Genomic DNA, 21530 nt, shown 5'->3' on the forward strand with positions numbered 1-21530 from the left:
TATTTCGTGAAAAATGTTTAATTTGGTATTTCTTTTCAAGTAAACGAGAATTATGAAGTAAAAAATTAAGAAGTTGAAATCATGGACACACCAAATTACAGAATGCCTTTTGTACCGTCGACCTTAATGACGGAGGGAGGAAGTATTGATACCTGCGACATGGGAGAAAGTATTGCCCACAATATCATGTTGCTGATCACTACCAAAAAAGGCGAAAACAGATATGATGAAAATTACGGAAACGACGTTTGGAATCTGGAATTCGATAATGGAGTCACAAGTGCCGTCTGGGAAACTGTTTTCATAAAAAGCTTAAAAAGACAGATACAGGAATACGAACCCCGGATCGTTCAGCCGCAGATTGATGCGCATATTCAGTTTGTAGAGCACAGCTACGATACAAAAGAACACACCGAAATCAAAAAGAAAGTAAAGATCGCCATCAATGCAAAAATGGAAGCAACCGGAGAGCGTTTCAGCTTTTCCACAGAATTGTTTCTGAGCCCGATGTCAATTGATTAAATATTGAAACTGTAACCAGAATTATGAACTTAGACCAAAATATTTATTCCAAAGAATCCGTAAAAGCGAGAATGCTTCAGAACGCGACCAAAGTTTGGGGATTGAAAAGTCCGCAGTCTCTGGATCCTTTCGTGAAATTACTGATTGATGCTTTCAGTACTGAAATATTTAAAGCCAATAACGAAATACAAACGGTAAACGCCAGAATTTTAGAAAAACTGGCGAAATTATTGACGCCGTCCATTTATACACACCCGATTCCTGCTCACGCGATTGCTTTTACGCAGCCTTATGAATCTTCTGAGGTTTTGCTGGAACACACCGAGTTTTTCTTCAGAAAACAGATGACTTCCACAGTAAAATCGGAGTCTGATAAGCAGATTAATATTCCTTTTACTCCGGTAGGAAATATTAGAATTAATAGAGCGCAAACCTCCATTATGTTTGTCGGAAATACCTGCTACAGCGTGGATGACAGGTTAAATAAAATTCCGATTGCAAGATTTCAGGGGAAACCGGAAGATTACAGAAAAGTAACAATTGGTATTAATGTTTCAAAGTATGATAATGAAAATTTTCCTAAATATATAAGCATTTACTGTTCAAATCCTGCTTTTGAGCATCTGGATTTTGTCTATAAATTATTACCGTACATCACCGTTTCCAGCAGCGGAAATCCTTTATTTGTAAAAGAGGGGCTTACTTACCTTAAAAATAACCAAACCGACGGATATGAGCAGATGTTTCGTGAACAGTCGATTCAAAATAAGTTGATTGAAGATGTTAAAAGCATTTATCATCATAAATTTATAGAGATTTCGGGACTTTCAGACTCGTTATTTTCCGAACCGGGAAAACTTCCTGAGAATTTGGATTTTGTTGATTATAAAGACGAAATCACCAAACATATCGACGGAAAACGTTATTTGTGGCTTACTTTCGAATTTCCGCCACAGTTTTCGGCAGAAATTCTTGATAATTTTTCTTTTGTACTCAATGCATTTCCTATTTACAACCGCGGTTGGAAAAAAACAGAATACAGTTTGGATATTATGGGGAATAATATTCCGTTGGTTACCGATGAAGGTGAACATTTTTTATATGTTGATGAAGTTCAGGACGGCGACGGAAGAAGATATACAGAAATCCCTTTCACTCCGAGTGATGATCTCAGAAAAGGCTTATACACCGTAAGAAAGGGCGGAATGGAGCGTTTCACCAACAGGAATGCCGTCGATATGATAGCCAATGTCCTGGAACTGACAAGAGATGAAATTGCAGCTTTTTCTTTATTAAACAGAGATAATGTGAAGGGCGTTTTAAGTGAAATGTCCGACAAGATGAAATCGATGGTGCAGAAAGTGAACAATGCAAAAAGAAGCATCAAACAGGAACTGAACTACGTCATTATGGAACCTGTAGATAAAACAGATCATACCTACGCTTCGTTTTGGGTGACTCATTCTACGCTGGCCAATCACATGCGTCCGGGAACTGAGCTTTCAAACCAGTTAAAATCTCAAACCCTGATCCTTCTTACAGAAACCATCGGCGGCGCGGAAGAACAGAAAGGAACAGACAGCATCCAGGCGTACAAATATGCTTTGACGACGAGAGATAAGATCATTTCCCTGGAAGACGTGAAAAACTATTGCAGAATGGTGCTGAAAGATGAGGTAAAAGACGTAAGGGTAAAACGGGGTACAATGATCAGCAATAAGCCGAAAGAAGGATTTATCCGAACGGTTGAGGTAGAAATTGTTCCGCAAAATTACTCTTTTTATGGAAGAGCATATTGGGAAAATATGGCGAATATTCTACGAAACCAGATCATTTCAAAAGCGATTGACGGGATTGAATATCTTGTGAAAATCACAAATGAAGATACCGACTTTTATGAAAATTAAATAATAAGGAACCGATGAAGTTTTCGTCGGTTTTTTATTTGGATTATATTAAAAAACCCTTCGACTGCTTCGCGCTCAGGATGACATCGCTAATACAAACTGTTTACTTATACACAATAATTTGCCAGTGTCACCCTGAGCGCGAAGCAGTCGAAGGGTTTTTGAGTTGCATTGTTGAGATCCTTTCAGGATGACAGAACTCTAATACTAGATGTTACATTCTCTACAGAAGATTTTGCACCGTTATCCTGAGCGCAAAGCAGTCGAAGGATCTCAAACGCTGATAATCTTATAAAATTTAAAACCGAACTCAAAACCCCCAAAACTTTATCCTTTTGAGGTTAATTAATCTAACATTTTTTAACACAAAAAATTCCATAAAATTCCGTAATTTTGCACATCGTGATTTTCAGGTAAAGTCACACCAAATTATGAGTAAATCAACAGAATATATAGAAGTTTACGGTGCACGTGAGCATAATCTTAAAAACATTAACGTAAAAATTCCGCGCAACGAATTGGTCGTTATTACAGGGCTTTCGGGAAGCGGAAAATCGTCATTGGCTTTTGATACTATTTTTGCCGAAGGGCAGCGCCGTTATATCGAAACGTTTTCTGCGTATGCAAGACAGTTTTTGGGAGGCCTGGAACGTCCTGATGTCGATAAAATCGAAGGATTGTCACCCGTAATTGCCATCGAGCAGAAAACCACCAACAAAAACCCGCGTTCTACCGTAGGAACCGTGACAGAACTGTACGATTTCCTTCGTCTTTTGTTCGCAAGGGTTTCAGATGCGTATTCTCAGACAACGGGGAAGAAGCTGGTAAGCTACACCGAAGATCAAATCCTTGATACGATTAAGGAAAATTATAAAGGCGAGAAAATCATGTTGATGGCGCCGGTTGTACGTTCCAGAAAAGGGCATTATCACGAGCTTTTTGTGCAGATGGCGAAGAAAGGATACGGACAGGCGAGAATTGACGGTGAATTGCAGGATATTGAATATGATTTAAAGCTCGACCGTTACAAAACCCACGACATCGACATCGTTATCGACCGTTGGATTATCGGGGAAACAGCTTCAGAAAGCAGAATGGAAAAATCGCTCAGGACAGCGATGGAAATGGGAGAAGGACTTATCGGAATTCAAAAGCTGGGAAGCACGGATATCGAATATTTTTCTAAAAATCTGATGGATGCTGAAACAGGTCATTCATTGGCGTTGCCGGAGCCGAATACTTTTTCGTTCAACTCACCGAAAGGAAGCTGTCCGAACTGTAAAGGTCTGGGAACGATTAAAAAAATCAACACCGATTATTTTGTAGAAAACCCGAAATTATCCATTAACCAGGGTGGTTTGCTGCCTTTGGAAGATATTAAATCAAACAAATGGATTTTATCTCAGATTAAAAATATTCTCGAAATTTTCGGATTAGGATTTACAACACCTCTTCAGGATATCCCGGAAGAAGCGTTGGATTATATCTACAACGGCTGTCACAAAGAATTTAATAAAGACTTAAAATACGCAGGAATTACCAAAAAAATTAAAATCAGTTTTGATGGTCTGATTCCTTTCATGGAGGAAATTATTGAAGAAAGGGAATCCTACGAAGCTATTTTGCTGGAAAGACATTTCACGACAGAAGAAACCTGCCCGGAATGCGGTGGAACCCGACTTCAGCCTTCAAGTTTAAGCTTTAAAATTGACGGAAAAAATATTGCTGAGGTGAACGGATTGAGCTTATCAGACTTGAAAGAATGGTTGGCCGACGTTAAAGATAAATTCTCAGAAAAAAATGCCATTATCGCTCATGAAATTTTAAAGGAAATTGAAACGAGACTGCAGTTTCTGCTGGATGTCGGTTTAGATTATTTAAGTTTGAGCAGAAGTTCGAAAACGCTTTCAGGAGGGGAATCTCAGAGAATTCGTCTGGCAACACAGATCGGTTCACAGTTGGTAAACGTTCTTTATATCTTGGATGAGCCAAGTATCGGACTTCACCAAAGGGACAACGAAAGATTAATTGCTTCCTTAAAAAATCTTCGCGATATCGGAAACTCTGTGTTGGTGGTAGAGCACGACAAAGATATGATTCTGGAAGCCGATGAGGTCTTGGATATCGGTCCGAGAGCCGGAAAATTCGGGGGAGAAATTCTTTGGCAGGGAAAACCTAAAGATTTGCTGAAAGCGGATACGATTACCGCTCAATATATTAACGGAAAAAGAAAAATTGCCATTCCGGAAAAGAGAAGAGAAGGAAATGGTAAAAATATACTGTTAAAAGGCGCTACAGGAAACAACCTTAAAAATGTAACGCTTGATATTCCTTTGGGAAAATTGGTTGTGGTTTCAGGGATTTCGGGAAGCGGAAAATCTTCTTTGATTAACGGAACTTTGTATCCGATTCTGAACAAACACTTCTACAGAGCCGTTCAGGAACCTTTACCTTACAAAAAAATAGAAGGACTTGATAATATTGATAAAATTGTAGACGTAGACCAAACGCCAATCGGAAGAACGCCTCGTTCGAATCCTGCGACTTATACAGGAATGTTTACAGATATCAGAAATCTTTTTGCCGAATTGCCGGAAAGTAAGATTCGTGGCTACAAACCGGGAAGATTCTCTTTCAACGTAAAGGGCGGAAGATGCGAAACCTGTCAGGGAGGCGGTTTGAAGGTTATTGAAATGAATTTCTTGCCGGATGTTTACGTTCACTGTGAAACCTGCAACGGAAAGCGTTTCAACAGAGAAACTCTGGAGGTTCGTTATAAAGGAAAATCGATTTCCGATGTGTTGGATATGACGATCGATGAAGCGGTAGAGTTTTTCCAGCCGATTCCTAAAATTTTTGCCAGAGTAAAGACTTTACAGGATGTTGGTTTGGGATATATCACATTGGGACAACAGTCGACAACGCTTTCGGGTGGAGAAGCTCAGCGTATTAAATTAGCAACAGAATTAGCAAAAAGACAAACCGGAAATACCTTATACATTCTCGATGAACCGACAACCGGACTTCACTTTGAAGACGTGAAAATCCTGATGGATGCCATCAATAAACTGGTCGAACTGGGAAATTCATTCATCATTATCGAACATAATATGGATGTGATAAAACTGGCCGATCACATCATCGACGTCGGTCCCGAAGGAGGAAAACACGGAGGACAGATCATAGCGCAGGGAACTCCTGAGGAAATTGTGAAGTCTAAGAAGAGCTTGACGGGGAAGTTTTTGAAGAGGGAATTGGAGTAAATTTTTAATATATGAACACATTAGCACAAAAAGATGGAAGAAATTCAAAATATTTTGAAATTCAGGAAGATGGAGTTTTTGTAAAAAACAATTTTGCAAAAGAAATAAATGAGTATAAAGTTTATTTTCAAGATATTCAGTATGATGAAACTGTATTTAGAAAAAAGAAAGATCCTGTATTAATTGGAATAGTTATTTCTATGATATTTAATTCGATATTGTTTACAATCGTTATTAACGAAAGTTATGAGCTTTCTTATTCATTAGGAATGATCGTTTTTGTCATTGCACTGATTCCTTCCTTAATTGTAACTGCTTTATGTAATAATGAGTTCAAAAGGGAAAATTCTAAAAGTCTTACAGCTTCTAAACCACTTGTTTTTTCTTATGCGAAAAAAGAGATGAAAGAAGTTGATGATTTTATTTCAAATATAAAGGAAAGTAAAAAGCAATTTTTTTTAAAAGCTTATTATAAAGTTGATAATTTAATTCCGGTTCATGTACAAATCAGTAGAATTCATTGGCTTTATGAAAGTAATTATATCAATGAAAGTGATGCGAAATTTATTATTGATGAATTAGAAAGCAAAAGAATTATCGAAGGTTTATAATTTAAAATACGCGGCTAAACTTAAATAGTTTAGCCTTTTTTATGCCCAATTTCCACTTCCAATGTTAAATTTTCAAAAATTTTAAAATTTTATCTATCTGAAAATCAATAGTTTGAATTCCAATGTTAACTCAATGTTAACTGTATGTAAAATTATTGTAAATTATTTTATATATCTTTGGTAAAGAAATAGTAAATAAGTTTAATATAACATTTAAAACCAAAGAGTTATGAAAAATAAAGTTCAAATATTTATCGCTTCAATTTTCGTTTGTGGATGTATGGCTGTTGTGAATACTGCTAAAGCACAAACTTCAAATAATATGATTCAGGAAGTTCAGTTGAATAAAAATGATGCTTTCAATGAAATCAGAAATTTATTAATGGCTAACTTCGATTTCACCAATTCAGATTACAAACAAGGTGTTGTAAACTCGGAAGTGAAATTTGATATTGCAGAAAACGGAAAGATCGTAAACGTTCATTCTAAAGGCGACTGCAAAAATGTAAGTAAAGAAATTGAAAAAGTATTAAGCAGCCTTCAATACAGAGTAGACAGCAAAAAAATCAACCAGAATATGATTGCTTCTACCTATGTAATGCCCGTAAGAGTGGATATCAACAACAGATAATATTCATAAAATCTTTTATATCAAAACCATGCAGATTTCTGTGTGGTTTTTTATTAAAAGTGTAAATCGTGAAAAAATTAAATGTAAAATTGTAATAATTGATAATGATTTTCGTTTTAAATTTAATCAGCAAAATTAAAACGATATGAAAAACTTAAAAAAACTTAACAAAGAGGAACTGAAGGCAGTAAACGGAGGTGCTCCGAAAAAATACTGCGTGTATTGCGAATGGATGAATGCTGTCGTATGCAGCGAAATTCCAATTTCTCAATGTCCTTAAAAAAGTAAAGCCGCTTCAGTGAGCGGCTTTTTTTATTTCTTTTAATTACTTTCTTTCGAATATTTAATAAAACTTTCAAGAGTAGATTTGAGGTTTGAATCTTTATTATAAATTACATTTTCAATCTTCCATCCGTCTTTATTAATTAAAGTTATTTTAACATGCTGTGTTAATTTGGGATCATTTTCATAATAAAACTCTGTAAATACTTCCGCGGTACTACCGTTTACGTTTATTTTTTTTATTTTGAATTCCGTAGCTGTATCTTGCAGGTTTGTCATCAGATAAGAAACCAACATTCGGGGCATATCTGTAGGATGATCACTCTTCTTTATTTTTTCGGTATCGGCAATTGTTATTTTTGTGCATTCATTAAGCAGTTTCTCCAATTCAGTTGAAAACAAATCTTTTGGAGGAGTGTATCGGTCATTGGATCTATCCAAAGTATACAATGCATTTACTTTTTTTGTGATTTCTGCTTTTGCTTCCTGATCTTTAGGGCGGTTTTGGTTTTTTATACAACCCGTAAAAAGTAAAAATACACTTAGCAGGAGAAATAAATTTTTCATAAAATGTGTTGTTTTAATGTTCAGGTGTAGATTGTCAAAACGTATGCCAGAACTTAATCTTTTCAGACATAAATAATTATTCGTGCAAAATAAAAATTTAATACATTTGATAGTATAAAAAACTCTTGTGAATCCGATTCTTGATGTAGTGCTCCGCTCACTTTGCGTTTATCTTTTTATGGTGATTGCTATTCGTATTTTTGGTAAAAACCAGCTTTCCCAGCTCAATGCAGGGGATGTGGTTTTGTTGTTGCTGATTTCAAATGCGGTTCAGAACGCCATGGTTGGTCCCGATACATCGCTTCAAGGCGGTTTGATCGCGGCTTTGGTTCTTTTTATCGCCAATTTTATTGTTAAAAGATTTATGTTTTCCAATCGTAAATTCGAAACCCTTCTTGAAGATGACCCTGTTATTTTAGTGAGAGACGGAAAAGTGGATGAAATGGCTTTAGATAAAGTTAAAATCAGTAAAAACGAACTGGAAGAAGCCATCCGGGAACATGGGGTCGACAGTATCGAAAATGTAAAATTATCCATTCTTGAAGTAGATGGAAATATAAGCGTGATTTCTGAAGACGAAAATAATAAGCAAACGCATTATTCCAGAATTAAAAGAAAGTACAAACGAAAATATCATTAAAATACAATGAATTACGAACTTAGAGAAATGCTTCCCGGTGATGAAACCAGGGTTTTAGAAATTTACAGACAGGGTGTAGATGGCGGAATGGCTACTTTCGAAACAACAATTCCCACCGCCGAAGCCTGGAATATGGAATATTTCAACGACTGCCGCTGGATTCTGGAAAACGAAAACAATGAGGTCGTTGGCTGGTGCGCACTGAAACCCGTAAGCAAAAGAGAATGCTATAAAGGAGTGGCAGAAGTGAGCATTTATTTTGATAATAATTATCAGGGTAAGGGTTTGGGTTCGGTTTTACTTAAAAAGATGATTTTGGATAGCGAAAACCACGGATTCTGGACTTTACAGGCAAATATATTCATGGAAAACGAAGTATCGCTGAAATTTCATCAGAAAAACGGTTTCAGAACGGTAGGAATTCGGAAAAAATTAGCCAAACTCAACGGACAGTGGAAAGATATTATTTTACTTGAAAAAAGAAGCGAAATGATTTCCTGAAATCAGAAAAAATAATAAAATTTCTTAAAAATTTCTAAGAGTTTAAGAATAAAGCATTATTGGCATTAGTATTGTAATTTTTTGTACTTAATTGAAATTTATTTGAGTATGAAAATTCTAACTAAAGTAATAGGACTTTTCTTAATGGTCTTTTCCTTTGCTTATTCTCAGGCGGCACCTATTCAAAAACACCATCATCATGGTCCGAAACATCATTATCACAGATCGCACAGACCCCACTACAGAGAGGTTTATAGCTATCACAGACCTGTAAAACATTATTACAAAAGACATTATTACAGACCTGTAAGACATCGATATTATGCTCACAGACCCTACCGTGTTTATCATAGCAGACCGGTAGTTATTGTAAATTTATAAAGTAAGGCACTGAGATTTTCAGTGCTTTTTTATTTTTAATTCAATAACCTTAAACACAAACTTTTAAACCCAATGCCTCAAAAATTGTCAAACTCTCTAATTCATTTTGGCATTAACATTGATATTTTACACAATGAAATTTGAAAAAGAGAAAAAATGAAAGGTTTGATGAAAATTGTCGGAGTCACGACGGTAATGTTGATGCTGACTTCATGTATTGTCCATGAGCATCACGGAAGAAGAGGATTACCTCCGGGACATGCGAAAAGAGTGTATATCTATGAGAAAAGAGGACATGGCCACGGCCACGGACATCATAGAGGTCACGGACATCACAGATGAAATTGAGAAAAAAAATAAAAAGCCCTGAAAAATACAGGGCTTTTGTCTTATATTTTTTTAATGAAAATGACACCAATATTTTCAAAAATAAAAGCATCAAATTATTATAAAAATCAAGAAAAAACATCCCAAGCGAAGCAAAACAAGCCTTAGCCTAAAACCCGAAACCCAGAACTCCAAACCCAGAACCTAAAACTCCAAACCTCGAATCCCGCATCCCGAACCTCGAATCCCCCTTACATCCTCGACCTCTTCGGATTTAAATACGTATTGAAGATCATCACGTCTTGTCCGAATTTCTTTTCAATCCGTTCGGCGATATTTAGCATTTCGCTTTTGATGAAATCTTCTCTCAGCTCATCATTATCAAAAATTAAAAGAAGGTTATAGTTTTTTCCTTCTTCAATATAATCGCTGTGAACTTCAGAAAGGATATATTTGTTGACATCCATTAAATTTTCAGTCATTAAAACCAATGTTTCGTCAATATAATTTTCCCATTCTTCAATATTATTTTTCGTGCAGTGGAAAGTTATACTTAATACGCTCATATTTTATGATTTTTTAAGATTTTGTGGATAAATTGTACCACAAAAATCGGCAAATTTTTCGTAAATTAGCCCGTTAATAAAATTTCGAAAAGAATAATTTTCAGACATACAGCTAAGGGTCTGACTATCATTATAATAAAATTTGTTTATGCAAAAAGAAGGAGAAAGACTGATTCCTATCAACATTGTTGATGAAATGAAGTCATCTTATATCGATTATTCGATGTCGGTTATCGTTTCAAGGGCGTTACCTGATGTAAGAGATGGCTTGAAACCCGTTCATAGAAGAGTGCTTTATGGTATGTATGGATTAGGGGTTTTTTCTAATAGAAAATATTTAAAATCTGCGAGAATTGTTGGAGACGTTTTAGGTAAGTACCACCCGCACGGAGACTCCTCTGTATATGATGCAATGGTGAGAATGGCTCAGGACTGGAGCTTGCGTTATCCACAGGTCGACGGCCAGGGTAACTTTGGTTCTATGGACGGTGACCCGCCTGCAGCAATGCGTTACACCGAAGCAAGATTGAAAAAAATCTCTGATGAGGTGCTTTCAGACTTAGACAAAGAAACGGTAGATTTCCAGAATAACTTCGACGACAGCTTAACTGAACCAACGGTTTTACCTTCAAAAATTCCGAATCTTTTAGTAAACGGAACTTCCGGTATCGCGGTAGGGATGGCAACAAACATGGCTCCTCACAACCTGACGGAATCTGTAAATGCAATCTGTGCCTACATCGACAACAGAGAAATCACCATTGATGAATTAATGCATCACATCATCGCTCCGGATTTCCCTACAGGTGGGATTATCTACGGATATGATGGAGTAAGAGATGCTTTCCACACAGGTAGAGGAAGGGTAGTTCTTAGAGCTAAAGTTGCTTTTGAGGAAATCGGAAACAGAAATGCAATTATCGTTACAGAAATTCCTTACCAGGTAAACAAAGCTGAAATGATCGCCAGAACAGCTGAGTTGGTAAAAGATGAAAAAATCACAGGAATTTACGAAATTAGAGATGAGTCAGACAGAAGAGGTCTTCGTATCGTTTATGAATTGAAAAATGATGCGATTCCTAATGTTGTTTTAAACTTATTATATAAATATACTTCGCTTCAGACATCTTTTAGTGTTAATAATATTGCTTTGGTACACGGTAGACCGGAACAGTTAAACTTAAAAGATATCATCCACCATTTCGTGGAGCACAGACATGAAGTTATTGTAAGAAGAACTCAGTTTGAGCTTAGAAAAGCGAAAGAAAGAGCTCACATCTTAGAAGGTTTCATGAAAGTGATCGGAACGCAGGATGCTTTAGATAAAGCGATTTCCATCATCCGTCACTCTGCAAATCCACAAGCGGCAAAAGAAGGATTAATCACAGAATTCGAACTTTCTGAAATTCAGGCTCAGGCGATTCTTGATCTGCGTCTTGCTCGTTTGACAGGAATGGAGCTTGATAAGATCCGTGATGAGTACGATACAATCATGAAAGAAATTGCCGACTTGGAAGATATCTTGGCTAACGAACCTAGAAGATTCCAGATCATTAAGGATGAATTAATTGAAGTTAAAGAAAAATACGGCGACGAAAGAAGAACTGAAATCGATTATTCAGGTGGTGAAATGTCAATTGAAGACATCATTCCTAATGAATCTGTAGTTCTTACGATTTCTCACGCAGGATATATCAAGAGAACTTCACTTTCAGAATACAAAATCCAAAGTAGAGGTGGTGTAGGAAACAGAGCGGCAACGACAAGGGATGAAGACTTCCTAGAATATATCGTTTCTGCAACCAATCACCAATATATGTTGTTCTTCACGGAAAAAGGAAGATGTTACTGGTTAAGAGTATTCGAAATTCCTGAAGGTTCTAAAACGGCAAAAGGAAGAGCGGTACAAAACTTAATTAATATTGAACCGGACGATAAGATTAAAGCATATATCAGAACCAACAACTTAAAAGATTCTGAATACGTAAATCAAATGAGCGTTGTGATGGTAACGAAAAACGGTACGATCAAGAAAACATCATTGGAAGCTTATTCAAGACCGAGAGTGAATGGGGTAAATGCCATCGAAATCAGGGATAATGACCAATTATTAAGCGCTTATCTTACAAACGGAACTTCTCAGATCATGATTGCTACCAAAAATGGTAAATGTATCCGTTTCCCTGAGGAAAAAGTAAGAGAAGTGGGTAGAGGTTCTATCGGGGTTCGTGGTATCGCGATGGAAGATAATGACGAGGTAATTGGTATGATTGTTGTGAACGATGTAGAAAACGAAACGGTTCTTGTGGTATCTGAAAAAGGATACGGTAAGAGGACTGCAGTAGAAGACTACAGAATCACCAACAGAGGAGGAAAAGGAGTTATCACCCTTAATATTACCGAAAAAACAGGAAATCTGATTGCCATCCAAAACGTAACAGACGAAGACGGATTGATGATTATCAACAAATCCGGTGTTGCGATCCGTATGAATATGGATGAGATGAGAGTGATGGGTAGAAATACACAAGGGGTAAGAATGATTAACCTTAAGAAAAATGACGAAATTGCAGCCATCGCAAAAGTAGAAATGGATAAAGATGTAGAAGATGATTCTGAAGAAAATGCAGAAGGAACAGAAACTGTAACTGATAACCAGGAAAACAATACAGAAGCACCTCAAACGGAAAACGAAAACTCGACTGAGGAAACTGAGAACTCTGATTCGGAAGAATAATATTGTACAATTAATATAAAATAGTGATTATGAAAAAGCTAATTTTAGGTATGGCTATCGTAGCATCGGCTTTTGCTTTCGGACAGAAAGGTGATGTGAACGCTCAGCTACAAGAAGCTAACAAAGCGGCAATGGACGCATATAATGCAAAAAACTATGCTGTGGCGGGTCCTAAGTTCATGGAAGTGTATAACTTACTGAAAACAAACGGGCAGGATAATAAAGTATATATGTATTATGCGGGTCTTAATTATGCTTTGGCAAATAATATCGATCAGGCCACTAAAATATATACAGATTTGATCAACTCAGGATACACCGGTGTTGAAACAAATTATACTGCTAAAGACAAAAAAACAGGTCAGGTTGCAAGCTATGACAAAGCAACTTGGGAATTGTTGAAAAAGTCGGGTGGAGATTATTCAGATTTTAAAACTGAACAGACGCCAAGTGTAGAATCGGATTTGTATGAAACATTGTCAACATTATTGTTAAATGCTAAGAAAAACGACGAAGCTTTAGCAATCATCGAAAAAGGATTGGCAAAATTCCCGAACAATGCCAAACTTAAAGAATATCAGGGAACTGCATTGTATGCCTCTGGAAACACAGACAAATTTATGCAGAATCTGAAAGAGCAGTTAGCTAAAAACCCTAATGATGCTACCAACTGGTACAATTTAGGAGTTCTTCAGTCTAAAAATCCTGCAACGGCAAACGAGGCAATGGCTTCTTTCCAGAAAGCGATTGAGCTGAAACCGGATTTCTCCAATGCTTATCAGAACTTAGTGTACACAGCAATCGGTGACGATGAAAAAGCAGTAAGCGAAATCAATACACTTAGAAAAACTAAGCCGGATGATGCTACAAAATTAATCGATGCCAGAAAAGAAAGATTCAACAAAGCTTTACCTTTGGCTGAAAAATGGTATCAGGCTGTACCGAATGACATCAATGCTGTTCAGATGTTAAAAGAAATCTACAGTATTACAAAAAATACAGCTAAGTTTAATGAAATGAAAGCTAAAGAAGCTGAACTTCAGGCAAAACAACCAAAATAATTTCAAGCAATTGAATTACCTATAAAACCGGAACAAATTTGTTTCGGTTTTTTTATTCAATAGAAACGGGGCTTTAGCCTGTTTTTATCCACAGCCTTGTCAAGGTTTAAAACCTTGACAAGGCTCATTATGTTTGCCATCCTGAAAGGATCTAAATGAAGTTTTCAGTTTTATTTTACAAAATCCAATTCGGCCACGACATATTAAATATTCCTCAATCATCTGCGTAATCAGCAAGAAAAAAAACTTAATAGATAGCTTTAATATTGAAGGTTACGAACGTAGTTCAAAAGCTTGTAAATAATTTATTTTATTGCAAGCCCCTCCGTCCCAATAACAAATCCAGCGTTTTCTTTGCTGAATGAAATACCTTTGCGAACGAAAAATATTCTCAATAATTTTAAAAAAATCTTTGCAAACTTTGCGTTAAAATTAATTTCATCCGAAATAATTTCAAACCAAAAACCCCCACAAACTTTCCAAGATTTATCATCAAAAATCGATGTTAAAATTCTCTGCAATTCCGTATCTTTGAGAAAAATTTTTACAAAAATGATTGAGTGGAAAACCGCCAAAGAATACGAAGATATTACATACAAAAAATGTAATGGTGTAGCGAGAATCGCTTTCAACAGACCGGAAATTCGCAACGCTTTCAGACCAAAAACTACTTCAGAATTATATGACGCTTTTTATGACGCTTACGAAGATTCTTCGATAGGTGTTGTATTGCTTTCAGGAGAAGGGCCAAGTCCAAAAGACGGAGGATGGGCTTTCTGCAGCGGGGGCGACCAAAAGGCGAGAGGGCATCAGGGATATGTAGGTGAAGATGGAAGACACCGTTTGAATATTCTGGAAGTTCAGCGTTTGATTCGTTTTATGCCGAAAGTAGTGATTGCAGTGGTTCCGGGATGGGCAGTTGGTGGAGGTCACTCTCTTCATGTGGTTTGTGATTTGACGTTAGCGAGTGAAGAACACGCTATTTTCAAGCAGACTGATGCCGATGTTACCAGCTTCGACGGAGGGTATGGTTCGGCATATTTAGCAAAAATGGTCGGACAGAAAAAAGCCCGTGAAATTTTCTTTTTAGGTAGAAATTATTCAGCTCAGGAAGCTTTCGAAATGGGAATGGTAAACAAAGTTGTTCCTCATGCAGAATTGGAAGATACGGCTTACGAATGGGCTCAGGAAATTTTAGCAAAATCTCCGACATCCATCAGAATGCTGAAATTTGCGATGAACCTTACAGACGACGGAATGGTTGGTCAGCAGGTTTTTGCGGGTGAAGCAACTCGTTTGGCCTATATGACGGAAGAAGCAAAAGAAGGAAGAAATGCATTCCTTGAAAAAAGAAAGCCGGACTTCGGAGAAAATCAATGGATATCGTAATTAGTTATTAGTTTCTGGTTGCTGGTTGATACAATGTACCGGCAACTATAAACTAGCAACCATCAACTATAAACAATCAACTAAAATTATGTCGGATTGGATAAAAGCCGCAAGGCTTAGAACATTACCGCTTTCATTGAGCGGAATTATTATGGGAGCTTTCATCGCAAAATGGAGACTTTACGGAGAAGGTGGAACTTGGGACTGGAAAATCTTTGCTTTGGCACTTTTGGTGACTTTGCTATATCAGATCCTTTCAAATTATGCAAATGATTACGGAGACGGAATAAAGGGAACAGACGCGAAAAGAGCAACAGAAGCAGAAGCGAGAGCGGTAGCATCAGGAAAAATTACGGCAAAACAAATGAGAAATGCAGTAATTCTTTTCTCGATTTTATCTCTAGTCGCAACAGTTGCCTTGTTGTATGTTGCTTTCTTCCCGAAATATATGAATGAATTTTACATTTTCATAGGATTGGGAGTGGCATGTATTTTAGCAGCAATCGGATATACAGTAGGTAAAAAACCTTACGGATACATGGGATTGGGAGATCTTTTTGTATTTATTTTTTTCGGATTGGTTTCTGTTTGCGGAAGTTATTTCCTGTTTACAAAATCATTCAGCTGGGATATGTTATTGCCGGGAACAGCGATCGGAATGATGAGTATGGCTGTTTTGAATCTGAATAATATGAGAGACATTGAAAGCGACAGATTATCAGGGAAAAACAGTTTTGCGTTAAGAATCGGATTCAAAAATGCGATGATTTATGAAATGGTTTTGTTGCAGCTTCCATTGATTTTAATTTTAATGTTTTTAGGAGTCAACGGGTTTTTCCAAACCCAGAATTATTACGTTTTTATTGTAATGATTTTATTGCTTCCATTAATGAAATTGAGAAGAAAAATCATGGCTGTAAAAGAGCCGAAAGAGCTTGATCCGTTCCTGAAACAGGTAGGAATCATGACTTTCATGATAGCTGTTCTTACCGCTTTTGGACTTAATTTTTTTAACTAAAATATTTCTATCATGAGTTCGAATGTTTACGTTGAAGCTCAAATGCTTATCAGAAAACCGATTGAAGATGTTTTTAATGCATTCATCAATCCTGAAGTGACGACTAATTTCTGGTTCACAAAATCTACAGGAAAATTAGAAGAAGGTAAAACCGTGACTTGGGAATGGGAAATGTACGGCGTAAAAACCGATGTTAAGGTTCTTCAGGTTGTTCAAAATCAGTTGATAAAAACAAAATGGGGCAATCCTTCAACGAATGTAGACTACGAATTCAAAGAAATAGAAAAAGGAACTTTAGTGATCATTAAAAGTTACGGATTTTCTCAAACCGGAGAAGATTTGTTAAAGATAATTAATGACAATACAGGAGGTTTTACAACAGTTTTAGACGGCTGCAAAGCCTATCTGGAACACGGAATTAATTTGAGATTAATTGAGGATAAATTTCCATCTAATTGAAACACGAATTACACAAATAGTTTCACAAATTTTCACTAATATTTTTAATCGTGTTATTAGTGAAAAAATTCGTGCCATTAGCATTTAAAAAACAACAGTTAGTATTAGCGTTGTCATGCTGAGCCTGTCGAAGCATTCATCAAATTTTCATTAAAAAATTAGTGAAAAAATTCGTGCCATTAGTGTTTAAATAAAGTAAATAAAAATTCAAAAAATAAAATTAAAAATGAAAATACAATATCTGGGACAAAACTGTTTTTTGTTCACCTACAAAAACAAAAATATACTCAGCGACCCTTTCTACAACTACAAAAAGGCAGAGTCGGGATTTGATATTTCAGCTCAGAAAATCGATTATATTTTATTGACGCACGCTCACGGCGATCATATTGCTGATGTAGAAGAAGTATTGCAATATCATCCGGAAGCTACTATTATTGCGGTTCCTGAAATCTGCGGATATTTCAAAAATGCAAAAAATACAGATGATGTAAACTTAGGAGGGTCGGCGAAAATCGAGGATCTTAAAATTTCCATGGTTCCGGCTCACCACACGAGTTCTTTTCCTGACGGAAGCTATGGAGGCGTTCCTGTAGGCTATATTTTCAGACTTCCTGAAGGCAAAAACCTTTATTTAGCGGGAGATACAGGCGTAATGGCTGATATGGAATTATTCCCAAGACTTTTCGGAAAGATCGATTTGTCGATTCTTCCGATCGGAAGCCACTACACAATGTGTCCTAGGAAAGCGGCTTTCGCAGCAGCAGAATTATTGAAAACTCCAAAAGTAATCGGATGTCATTTTGATACGTTCCCTGCGATTGAAATTAATCATGAAAGTGCATTGAAGCATTTTGCAGACAAAAATGTAGAGCTTGTTTTACCAAAACTAGGTGAGGCGTTCGAATTTTAAATAAAAAATTGAAAAGGTAATTTGAAAATCAGAATGGAAATGTTGAAAAGTTTAGAAACAAAAAAAGATAATTTTCAAATTACCTCTCTTCAACTTAAACCAATAAAAAATGGCAAGCTACCTAAATCACACCGCTACGACCAATTACCTTTGCTGCGTTCCCACCCTGGAGGATTCTCAGGAGCTGGTTGTTTAGGACTTGCCGGTGCAAAGATAGGAATATTTTATAAACTTGAAAACATTATTAAAGAAAAATAGTCGAAAAAATACCGCAACAAAGCTAAACTGTTGAAATGTAAAGGAATAATTTTTCAACTTTTTTCTAAAAAATTAAATATGACGAAAAGTCCATCAACATTAGGAATTATACTTTTTATCGCTACAATGATCGTTTTTTTTGTAGTGTATTATTTTTTCTCGGGAATCAATTATTTTGATATCTCTTTGAAAGCCAATGCTTTCGTATTGCCTGTTTTGTATGCAGGAACAGCGTTCTGGTCGGTGAAATCTTACTGGAACAATCATAGAGTGGTAAGTTTTAAGCAGGCTTTCAAAAGAGCTTTTGTACCGATGTTTGTCGGGGGAATTCTTTCGATTTTCAGCATTTACGCTTACCTGAATTTTGTGGATACGGATGCAAAAAAATTGCTGAATTACCAGTATGTCACAAGACAAAAAGCTGAATTAGACAAAGAATACACTTCTGCAAGAAAGATTTTAAAACATCAAAAAGATATCGACGAGCTGGATCAGAAATACAAGGAAAGACTTCAAAGTTTCACGCCCGAAGCGGTGAAAGGAAAAGATATGCTTACGGCAAGTCATTTTTCAGGATATTTTGCGGCAATTCTTATATTTTACGTAGTTTTGTCATTGTTTTTCGGAGCGTTTTTCAGAACGAAAACGATTTACCAAGAAACAGAAAATCAAGAATAATTTTATTAAAATTACATGAATTTATCTATAGTTATTCCGTTATTAAACGAAGAAGCTTCATTGGAAGAGCTTTTTTCAAGGATTGATAATGTTTGTAAATCAAACAATTTATCATACGAAATCTGGTTTGTGGATGACGGAAGTACAGATTTATCCTGGAGCATTATTGAAAATCTGAAGGTTCAGCATCCTCAGATCCACGGAATAAAATTTTCCAAAAATTACGGGAAATCGCAGGCTCTTCACGCAGCTTTTGAAAGAACAAACGGAGACGTTATCATTACCATGGATGCTGATTTACAGGATTTTCCGGAAGAAATTCCTGAGCTTTACAATATGGTTATCAATGATAATTATGACATTGTTTCGGGCTGGAAAAAGAAGCGTTTTGATAATGTGATGACGAAAAATGTTCCGTCAAAATTGTTCAATGCGGCGGCGAGAAAAGTGTCGGGAGTTTATCTGCACGATTTCAATTGTGGACTGAAAGCATACAAAAAACAGGTTGTAAAAACAATCGATGTCTACGGAGATATGCACAGATACATTCCGGTTTTGGCTGCCAATGCAGGTTTCAGAAAAATTACTGAAAAAGAGGTTCAGCATCAGGCGAGACCTTACGGAACTTCAAAATTTGGAACGGAGCGATTCATCAGAGGTTTCCTGGATTTGGTAACACTTTGGTTTGTAAGCCGTTTCGGAGGCAGACCGATGCATTTCTTTGGAGCAGTGGGAACCTTAATGTTTATTTTTGGTTTTCTTTCTGCACTTTGGCTGGGAATTTCAAAATTAATTGATGTTTCCAGAGGAATTTATGGACATTTGATTACCAACAATCCTTGGTTTTTCATTGCTTTAACGATGATGATCATGGGAACTTTGCTTTTCATAGCCGGATTTTTAGGTGAAATGATCATCAGAACCAATAGAGAGCATAAAAACTACAATATCGACGAAGTGATTTAACATGGAAGATAATTTACCCAAAATTTATTCTAAAAAAACGATTTTAGGTTTTTCTATTTTTCTTTCCACTCTTTTTGGAGGGGTGTTGCTTTATCAAAACTTAATTGATGCTAAAAAGAAAAAAGAAGCTTATATTGTTTTAGGAATTTCTATTTTGTTAACAATCATTACAATAGCTATTGTAAATATTCCTGAAGAACCCAAAAGCTCACTTGCTTATTTGTGTGGTTTGGGAGGGGGAAGTTTATTATCCTATTATTTTGTACCAAAATATTTTCCAAATGAAGAAGAATATCCAAAGAAGCCAATTTGGAAACCACTAATTATAGCTTTAATAATTGTTGTAATTTTTGTTACTTTAATTGTTTACGGAGCATCAATAGAAAATGGTTAAAATGATGTAATAATTCAGAATGAATACAAAAAGTTGTTTGAACTGCGGTCATTCAATATCCGATGAGTTTTGCCCTCATTGCGGACAGAAAGCCGACACAGCAAGAATAACTCCCTATTCGCTTATAAAAAATGATATTCTCGGTTCAATTTGGCATGTGGAAGCCAAGTTTTTCCAAACTTTAAAAGATATTATTATCAGACCCGGTAAAACGGCGATGGATTATATTTCAGGAAAAAGAATCAGGTACAACAATTTTATTTCGTTGTTGCTGATTCTTTTTGGTTTTAATGTGTTGGGGCTCCATTTTTATGAAAAATTTGCTCCTCAGGAAGATGTTGCAGAGTTTTCAGATTTAAGAGCTTTTTTTTCAAAATATTCGAAAACGATCCTGTTTATCATCATTCCGGTGTTAGGAATCAACGCATATTTTCTTTTTAAAAGATTAAAATTAAATATTGCGGAACATTTTATCATTGCAACTGTTAGTCTTTTAGGAATTTTAATCATATTTTTGTTGGATGATATTGTAAGTTTGATAGGGCTATGGAAACCTGTATCAGGCATTTTCAATATTATCGATAAAATTATATTCGGTCTTTTTATTCTCTTCCCGGCAATTACTTATTGGAATGCTTTTAAAAATTTGTACTCAAAATCAGGTCTACTGTGGAGAGTATCGGTTCTTTATGTTTTGATGGGAATAGAAAGCTTTACTATAATTATCATTTTATATAAAATATTTTAAATTAAATATGAAAAATATATTATACGCATTAATGCTGGTGGCATTGGTTTCCTGCGGAAAAGTTTCTCCGAAAGGAAATATTGAAAGAAAAGACGTAGATGTGTCAGAATTTGTCAACCTTGATCTGGATGGGAAGTTCCGGGTATTTTATGGAAGGGGAACCAAAAATTTTGTTGAAATAGAAACGTATCCGAATGTTGCTGATAATCTGGATGTTGATGTGAAAGATAAAACATTATCCATCAAGGAAAAAAGAGGAACAAAAGGCGTTGACTTCTATAACATAACCATTTATTCAAAGTATAATCTTGAAAAAGTTGCCATTTCAGATTCTGTGGAAATGAATATTTCGAGTGAAATTAAGACCGATAATTTTAGGCTTAATTTAAAAAATAACGCTACTTTTATGGGTTCGGTAAACACAAGGAGAGCGGAAGTTGAAATGCAGAACCGAAGCAGAGCCAATTTTTTGGGACAGACCAAAGATGCTGTGATAAAGATCTCTGACACAGCAAGTTTGATCGCTCCATATTGGAAAATAGACAACCTGAAAATCGATTCTAAAAATGGAAATTATGCAGAAGTAAATGTAAAAGATTCATTAAAAGGTCATGTTCAGAATACCGCGAAATTTATTTATTATAATGACCCGATTCGTGCATTTAAAATAGATAAAGATACACGAGTAGAAAATAAAAAACTGGATTAAGA

The 21530-nt window shown here is 36.0% G+C and carries 24 protein-coding genes and 1 other RNA gene; 21 read left to right on the forward strand and 4 right to left on the reverse strand.

Features of this window, described 5'->3' with window-relative positions; translation table 11 throughout:
- Positions 1-81: 81 nt before the first annotated feature.
- From BMX24_RS05790 to BMX24_RS05815, 6 genes are all read left to right on the forward strand, one after another.
- Positions 82-522: a GPW/gp25 family protein gene (locus BMX24_RS05790; protein WP_089791102.1), complete on the forward strand. Its 441-nt coding sequence runs from the start codon at positions 82-84 to the stop codon at positions 520-522.
- Between the two features lie 23 nt (positions 523-545).
- Complete coding sequence (locus BMX24_RS05795) at positions 546-2429, forward strand: type VI secretion system baseplate subunit TssF (protein ID WP_089791103.1); 1884 nt, start codon at positions 546-548, stop codon at positions 2427-2429.
- Positions 2430-2860: 431 nt separating this feature from the next.
- On the forward strand, positions 2861-5692 hold the full coding sequence (uvrA, locus tag BMX24_RS05800) for an excinuclease ABC subunit UvrA (RefSeq protein WP_089791104.1): 2832 nt from the start codon (positions 2861-2863) through the stop codon (positions 5690-5692).
- An 11-nt stretch (positions 5693-5703) separates the two neighbouring features.
- Complete coding sequence (locus tag BMX24_RS05805; RefSeq protein ID WP_089791105.1) at positions 5704-6303, forward strand: hypothetical protein; 600 nt, start codon at positions 5704-5706, stop codon at positions 6301-6303.
- A gap of 229 nt (positions 6304-6532) precedes the next feature.
- Positions 6533-6934, forward strand: coding sequence for a hypothetical protein (locus tag BMX24_RS05810; protein WP_089791106.1), 402 nt, complete (start codon positions 6533-6535; stop codon positions 6932-6934).
- A 145-nt stretch (positions 6935-7079) separates the two neighbouring features.
- Positions 7080-7214 carry a bacteriocin-like protein gene (locus BMX24_RS05815; RefSeq protein WP_089791107.1) on the forward strand — a complete coding sequence of 45 codons (135 nt, stop codon included), beginning with the start codon at positions 7080-7082 and terminating at the stop codon, positions 7212-7214.
- A 41-nt stretch (positions 7215-7255) separates the two neighbouring features.
- Here BMX24_RS05815 and BMX24_RS05820 read toward each other — a convergent pair whose 3' ends face one another.
- The gene (locus tag BMX24_RS05820; protein ID WP_089791108.1) at positions 7256-7783 is read right to left on the reverse strand and encodes a hypothetical protein; all 528 of its coding nucleotides are present in this window, start codon (positions 7781-7783) and stop codon (positions 7256-7258) included.
- A 127-nt stretch (positions 7784-7910) separates the two neighbouring features.
- On the opposite strand from BMX24_RS05820, the gene BMX24_RS05825 reads away from it, so the two are divergent.
- The 4 genes from BMX24_RS05825 (at position 7911) to BMX24_RS05835 (ending at position 9647) form a co-directional block, all read left to right on the forward strand.
- Positions 7911-8423, forward strand: coding sequence for a DUF421 domain-containing protein (locus BMX24_RS05825; RefSeq protein ID WP_089791109.1), 513 nt, complete (start codon positions 7911-7913; stop codon positions 8421-8423).
- A 6-nt stretch (positions 8424-8429) separates the two neighbouring features.
- Positions 8430-8924 carry a GNAT family N-acetyltransferase gene (locus BMX24_RS05830; RefSeq protein WP_089791110.1) on the forward strand — a complete coding sequence of 165 codons (495 nt, stop codon included), beginning with the start codon at positions 8430-8432 and terminating at the stop codon, positions 8922-8924.
- A gap of 108 nt (positions 8925-9032) precedes the next feature.
- On the forward strand, positions 9033-9305 hold the full coding sequence (locus BMX24_RS21000) for a hypothetical protein (protein WP_139176751.1): 273 nt from the start codon (positions 9033-9035) through the stop codon (positions 9303-9305).
- Between the two features lie 156 nt (positions 9306-9461).
- Complete coding sequence (locus BMX24_RS05835) at positions 9462-9647, forward strand: hypothetical protein (protein WP_089791111.1); 186 nt, start codon at positions 9462-9464, stop codon at positions 9645-9647.
- A gap of 236 nt (positions 9648-9883) precedes the next feature.
- On the opposite strand, the gene BMX24_RS05840 is transcribed toward BMX24_RS05835, so the two are convergent.
- A complete protein-coding gene (locus tag BMX24_RS05840) occupies positions 9884-10198 on the reverse strand; it encodes a DUF4286 family protein (protein ID WP_089791112.1) in 315 nt (104 codons plus the stop codon).
- 148 nt (positions 10199-10346) lie between these two features.
- On the opposite strand from BMX24_RS05840, the gene gyrA reads away from it, so the two are divergent.
- Positions 10347-12935: a DNA gyrase subunit A gene (gene gyrA, locus BMX24_RS05845; protein ID WP_089791113.1), complete on the forward strand. Its 2589-nt coding sequence runs from the start codon at positions 10347-10349 to the stop codon at positions 12933-12935.
- A gap of 29 nt (positions 12936-12964) precedes the next feature.
- Positions 12965-13996, forward strand: coding sequence for a tetratricopeptide repeat protein (locus tag BMX24_RS05850; protein WP_089791114.1), 1032 nt, complete (start codon positions 12965-12967; stop codon positions 13994-13996).
- Between the two features lie 305 nt (positions 13997-14301).
- Here the strand turns inward: BMX24_RS05850 and BMX24_RS05855 are convergent, their stop codons facing one another.
- On the reverse strand, positions 14302-14517 hold the full coding sequence (locus BMX24_RS05855; protein ID WP_139176754.1) for a hypothetical protein: 216 nt from the start codon (positions 14515-14517) through the stop codon (positions 14302-14304).
- A 31-nt stretch (positions 14518-14548) separates the two neighbouring features.
- Between BMX24_RS05855 and BMX24_RS05860 the strand changes: the two genes are divergently transcribed.
- From BMX24_RS05860 to BMX24_RS05875, 4 genes are all read left to right on the forward strand, one after another.
- A complete protein-coding gene (locus BMX24_RS05860) occupies positions 14549-15385 on the forward strand; it encodes a 1,4-dihydroxy-2-naphthoyl-CoA synthase (RefSeq protein ID WP_089791116.1) in 837 nt (278 codons plus the stop codon).
- Between the two features lie 88 nt (positions 15386-15473).
- The gene (gene menA / locus BMX24_RS05865; RefSeq protein ID WP_089791117.1) at positions 15474-16403 is read left to right on the forward strand and encodes a 1,4-dihydroxy-2-naphthoate octaprenyltransferase; all 930 of its coding nucleotides are present in this window, start codon (positions 15474-15476) and stop codon (positions 16401-16403) included.
- Between the two features lie 12 nt (positions 16404-16415).
- Positions 16416-16862, forward strand: coding sequence for an SRPBCC family protein (locus BMX24_RS05870; RefSeq protein ID WP_089791118.1), 447 nt, complete (start codon positions 16416-16418; stop codon positions 16860-16862).
- 226 nt (positions 16863-17088) lie between these two features.
- Entirely contained in the window at positions 17089-17775 is a 687-nt protein-coding gene (locus tag BMX24_RS05875) for a metal-dependent hydrolase (protein WP_089791119.1), read from the forward strand.
- 107 nt (positions 17776-17882) lie between these two features.
- Here BMX24_RS05875 and ffs read toward each other — a convergent pair.
- Positions 17883-17980: signal recognition particle sRNA small type (ffs, locus tag BMX24_RS05880), an RNA gene on the reverse strand.
- 131 nt (positions 17981-18111) lie between these two features.
- On the opposite strand from ffs, the gene BMX24_RS05885 reads away from it, so the two are divergent.
- From BMX24_RS05885 to BMX24_RS05905, 5 genes are read left to right on the forward strand one after another with little or no spacing between them, the layout of a single operon-like run.
- Positions 18112-18711 carry a DUF4199 domain-containing protein gene (locus BMX24_RS05885; protein WP_089791120.1) on the forward strand — a complete coding sequence of 200 codons (600 nt, stop codon included), beginning with the start codon at positions 18112-18114 and terminating at the stop codon, positions 18709-18711.
- 15 nt (positions 18712-18726) lie between these two features.
- Positions 18727-19677, forward strand: coding sequence for a glycosyltransferase family 2 protein (locus tag BMX24_RS05890; RefSeq protein WP_089791121.1), 951 nt, complete (start codon positions 18727-18729; stop codon positions 19675-19677).
- A gap of 1 nt (position 19678) precedes the next feature.
- A complete protein-coding gene (locus tag BMX24_RS05895; protein ID WP_089791122.1) occupies positions 19679-20071 on the forward strand; it encodes a hypothetical protein in 393 nt (130 codons plus the stop codon).
- Positions 20072-20090: 19 nt separating this feature from the next.
- Entirely contained in the window at positions 20091-20819 is a 729-nt protein-coding gene (locus BMX24_RS05900; RefSeq protein WP_089791123.1) for a DUF3667 domain-containing protein, read from the forward strand.
- 7 nt (positions 20820-20826) lie between these two features.
- Entirely contained in the window at positions 20827-21528 is a 702-nt protein-coding gene (locus tag BMX24_RS05905; RefSeq protein ID WP_089791124.1) for a GIN domain-containing protein, read from the forward strand.
- Positions 21529-21530 lie beyond the last annotated feature (2 nt).

Source organism: Chryseobacterium wanjuense (assembly GCF_900111495.1).
Lineage (GTDB): Bacteria > Bacteroidota > Bacteroidia > Flavobacteriales > Weeksellaceae > Chryseobacterium > Chryseobacterium wanjuense.

What these genes read in the sequence shown, in the direction of transcription:
- BMX24_RS05790 (WP_089791102.1), top strand. Translation starts at nt 82, where the DNA reads ATGGACACACCAAATTACAGAATGCCTTTTGTACCGTCGACCTTAATG.
- BMX24_RS05795 (WP_089791103.1), top strand. Translation starts at nt 546, where the DNA reads ATGAACTTAGACCAAAATATTTATTCCAAAGAATCCGTAAAAGCGAGA.
- uvrA (WP_089791104.1), top strand. Translation starts at nt 2,861, where the DNA reads ATGAGTAAATCAACAGAATATATAGAAGTTTACGGTGCACGTGAGCAT.
- BMX24_RS05805 (WP_089791105.1), top strand. Translation starts at nt 5,704, where the DNA reads ATGAACACATTAGCACAAAAAGATGGAAGAAATTCAAAATATTTTGAA.
- BMX24_RS05810 (WP_089791106.1), top strand. Translation starts at nt 6,533, where the DNA reads ATGAAAAATAAAGTTCAAATATTTATCGCTTCAATTTTCGTTTGTGGA.
- BMX24_RS05815 (WP_089791107.1), top strand. Translation starts at nt 7,080, where the DNA reads ATGAAAAACTTAAAAAAACTTAACAAAGAGGAACTGAAGGCAGTAAAC.
- BMX24_RS05820 (WP_089791108.1), bottom strand. Translation starts at nt 7,783, where the DNA reads ATGAAAAATTTATTTCTCCTGCTAAGTGTATTTTTACTTTTTACGGGT.
- BMX24_RS05830 (WP_089791110.1), top strand. Translation starts at nt 8,430, where the DNA reads ATGAATTACGAACTTAGAGAAATGCTTCCCGGTGATGAAACCAGGGTT.
- BMX24_RS21000 (WP_139176751.1), top strand. Translation starts at nt 9,033, where the DNA reads ATGAAAATTCTAACTAAAGTAATAGGACTTTTCTTAATGGTCTTTTCC.
- BMX24_RS05835 (WP_089791111.1), top strand. Translation starts at nt 9,462, where the DNA reads ATGAAAGGTTTGATGAAAATTGTCGGAGTCACGACGGTAATGTTGATG.
- BMX24_RS05840 (WP_089791112.1), bottom strand. Translation starts at nt 10,198, where the DNA reads ATGAGCGTATTAAGTATAACTTTCCACTGCACGAAAAATAATATTGAA.
- gyrA (WP_089791113.1), top strand. Translation starts at nt 10,347, where the DNA reads ATGCAAAAAGAAGGAGAAAGACTGATTCCTATCAACATTGTTGATGAA.
- BMX24_RS05850 (WP_089791114.1), top strand. Translation starts at nt 12,965, where the DNA reads ATGAAAAAGCTAATTTTAGGTATGGCTATCGTAGCATCGGCTTTTGCT.
- BMX24_RS05860 (WP_089791116.1), top strand. Translation starts at nt 14,549, where the DNA reads ATGATTGAGTGGAAAACCGCCAAAGAATACGAAGATATTACATACAAA.
- menA (WP_089791117.1), top strand. Translation starts at nt 15,474, where the DNA reads ATGTCGGATTGGATAAAAGCCGCAAGGCTTAGAACATTACCGCTTTCA.
- BMX24_RS05870 (WP_089791118.1), top strand. Translation starts at nt 16,416, where the DNA reads ATGAGTTCGAATGTTTACGTTGAAGCTCAAATGCTTATCAGAAAACCG.
- BMX24_RS05875 (WP_089791119.1), top strand. Translation starts at nt 17,089, where the DNA reads ATGAAAATACAATATCTGGGACAAAACTGTTTTTTGTTCACCTACAAA.
- BMX24_RS05885 (WP_089791120.1), top strand. Translation starts at nt 18,112, where the DNA reads ATGACGAAAAGTCCATCAACATTAGGAATTATACTTTTTATCGCTACA.
- BMX24_RS05890 (WP_089791121.1), top strand. Translation starts at nt 18,727, where the DNA reads ATGAATTTATCTATAGTTATTCCGTTATTAAACGAAGAAGCTTCATTG.
- BMX24_RS05895 (WP_089791122.1), top strand. Translation starts at nt 19,679, where the DNA reads ATGGAAGATAATTTACCCAAAATTTATTCTAAAAAAACGATTTTAGGT.
- BMX24_RS05900 (WP_089791123.1), top strand. Translation starts at nt 20,091, where the DNA reads ATGAATACAAAAAGTTGTTTGAACTGCGGTCATTCAATATCCGATGAG.
- BMX24_RS05905 (WP_089791124.1), top strand. Translation starts at nt 20,827, where the DNA reads ATGAAAAATATATTATACGCATTAATGCTGGTGGCATTGGTTTCCTGC.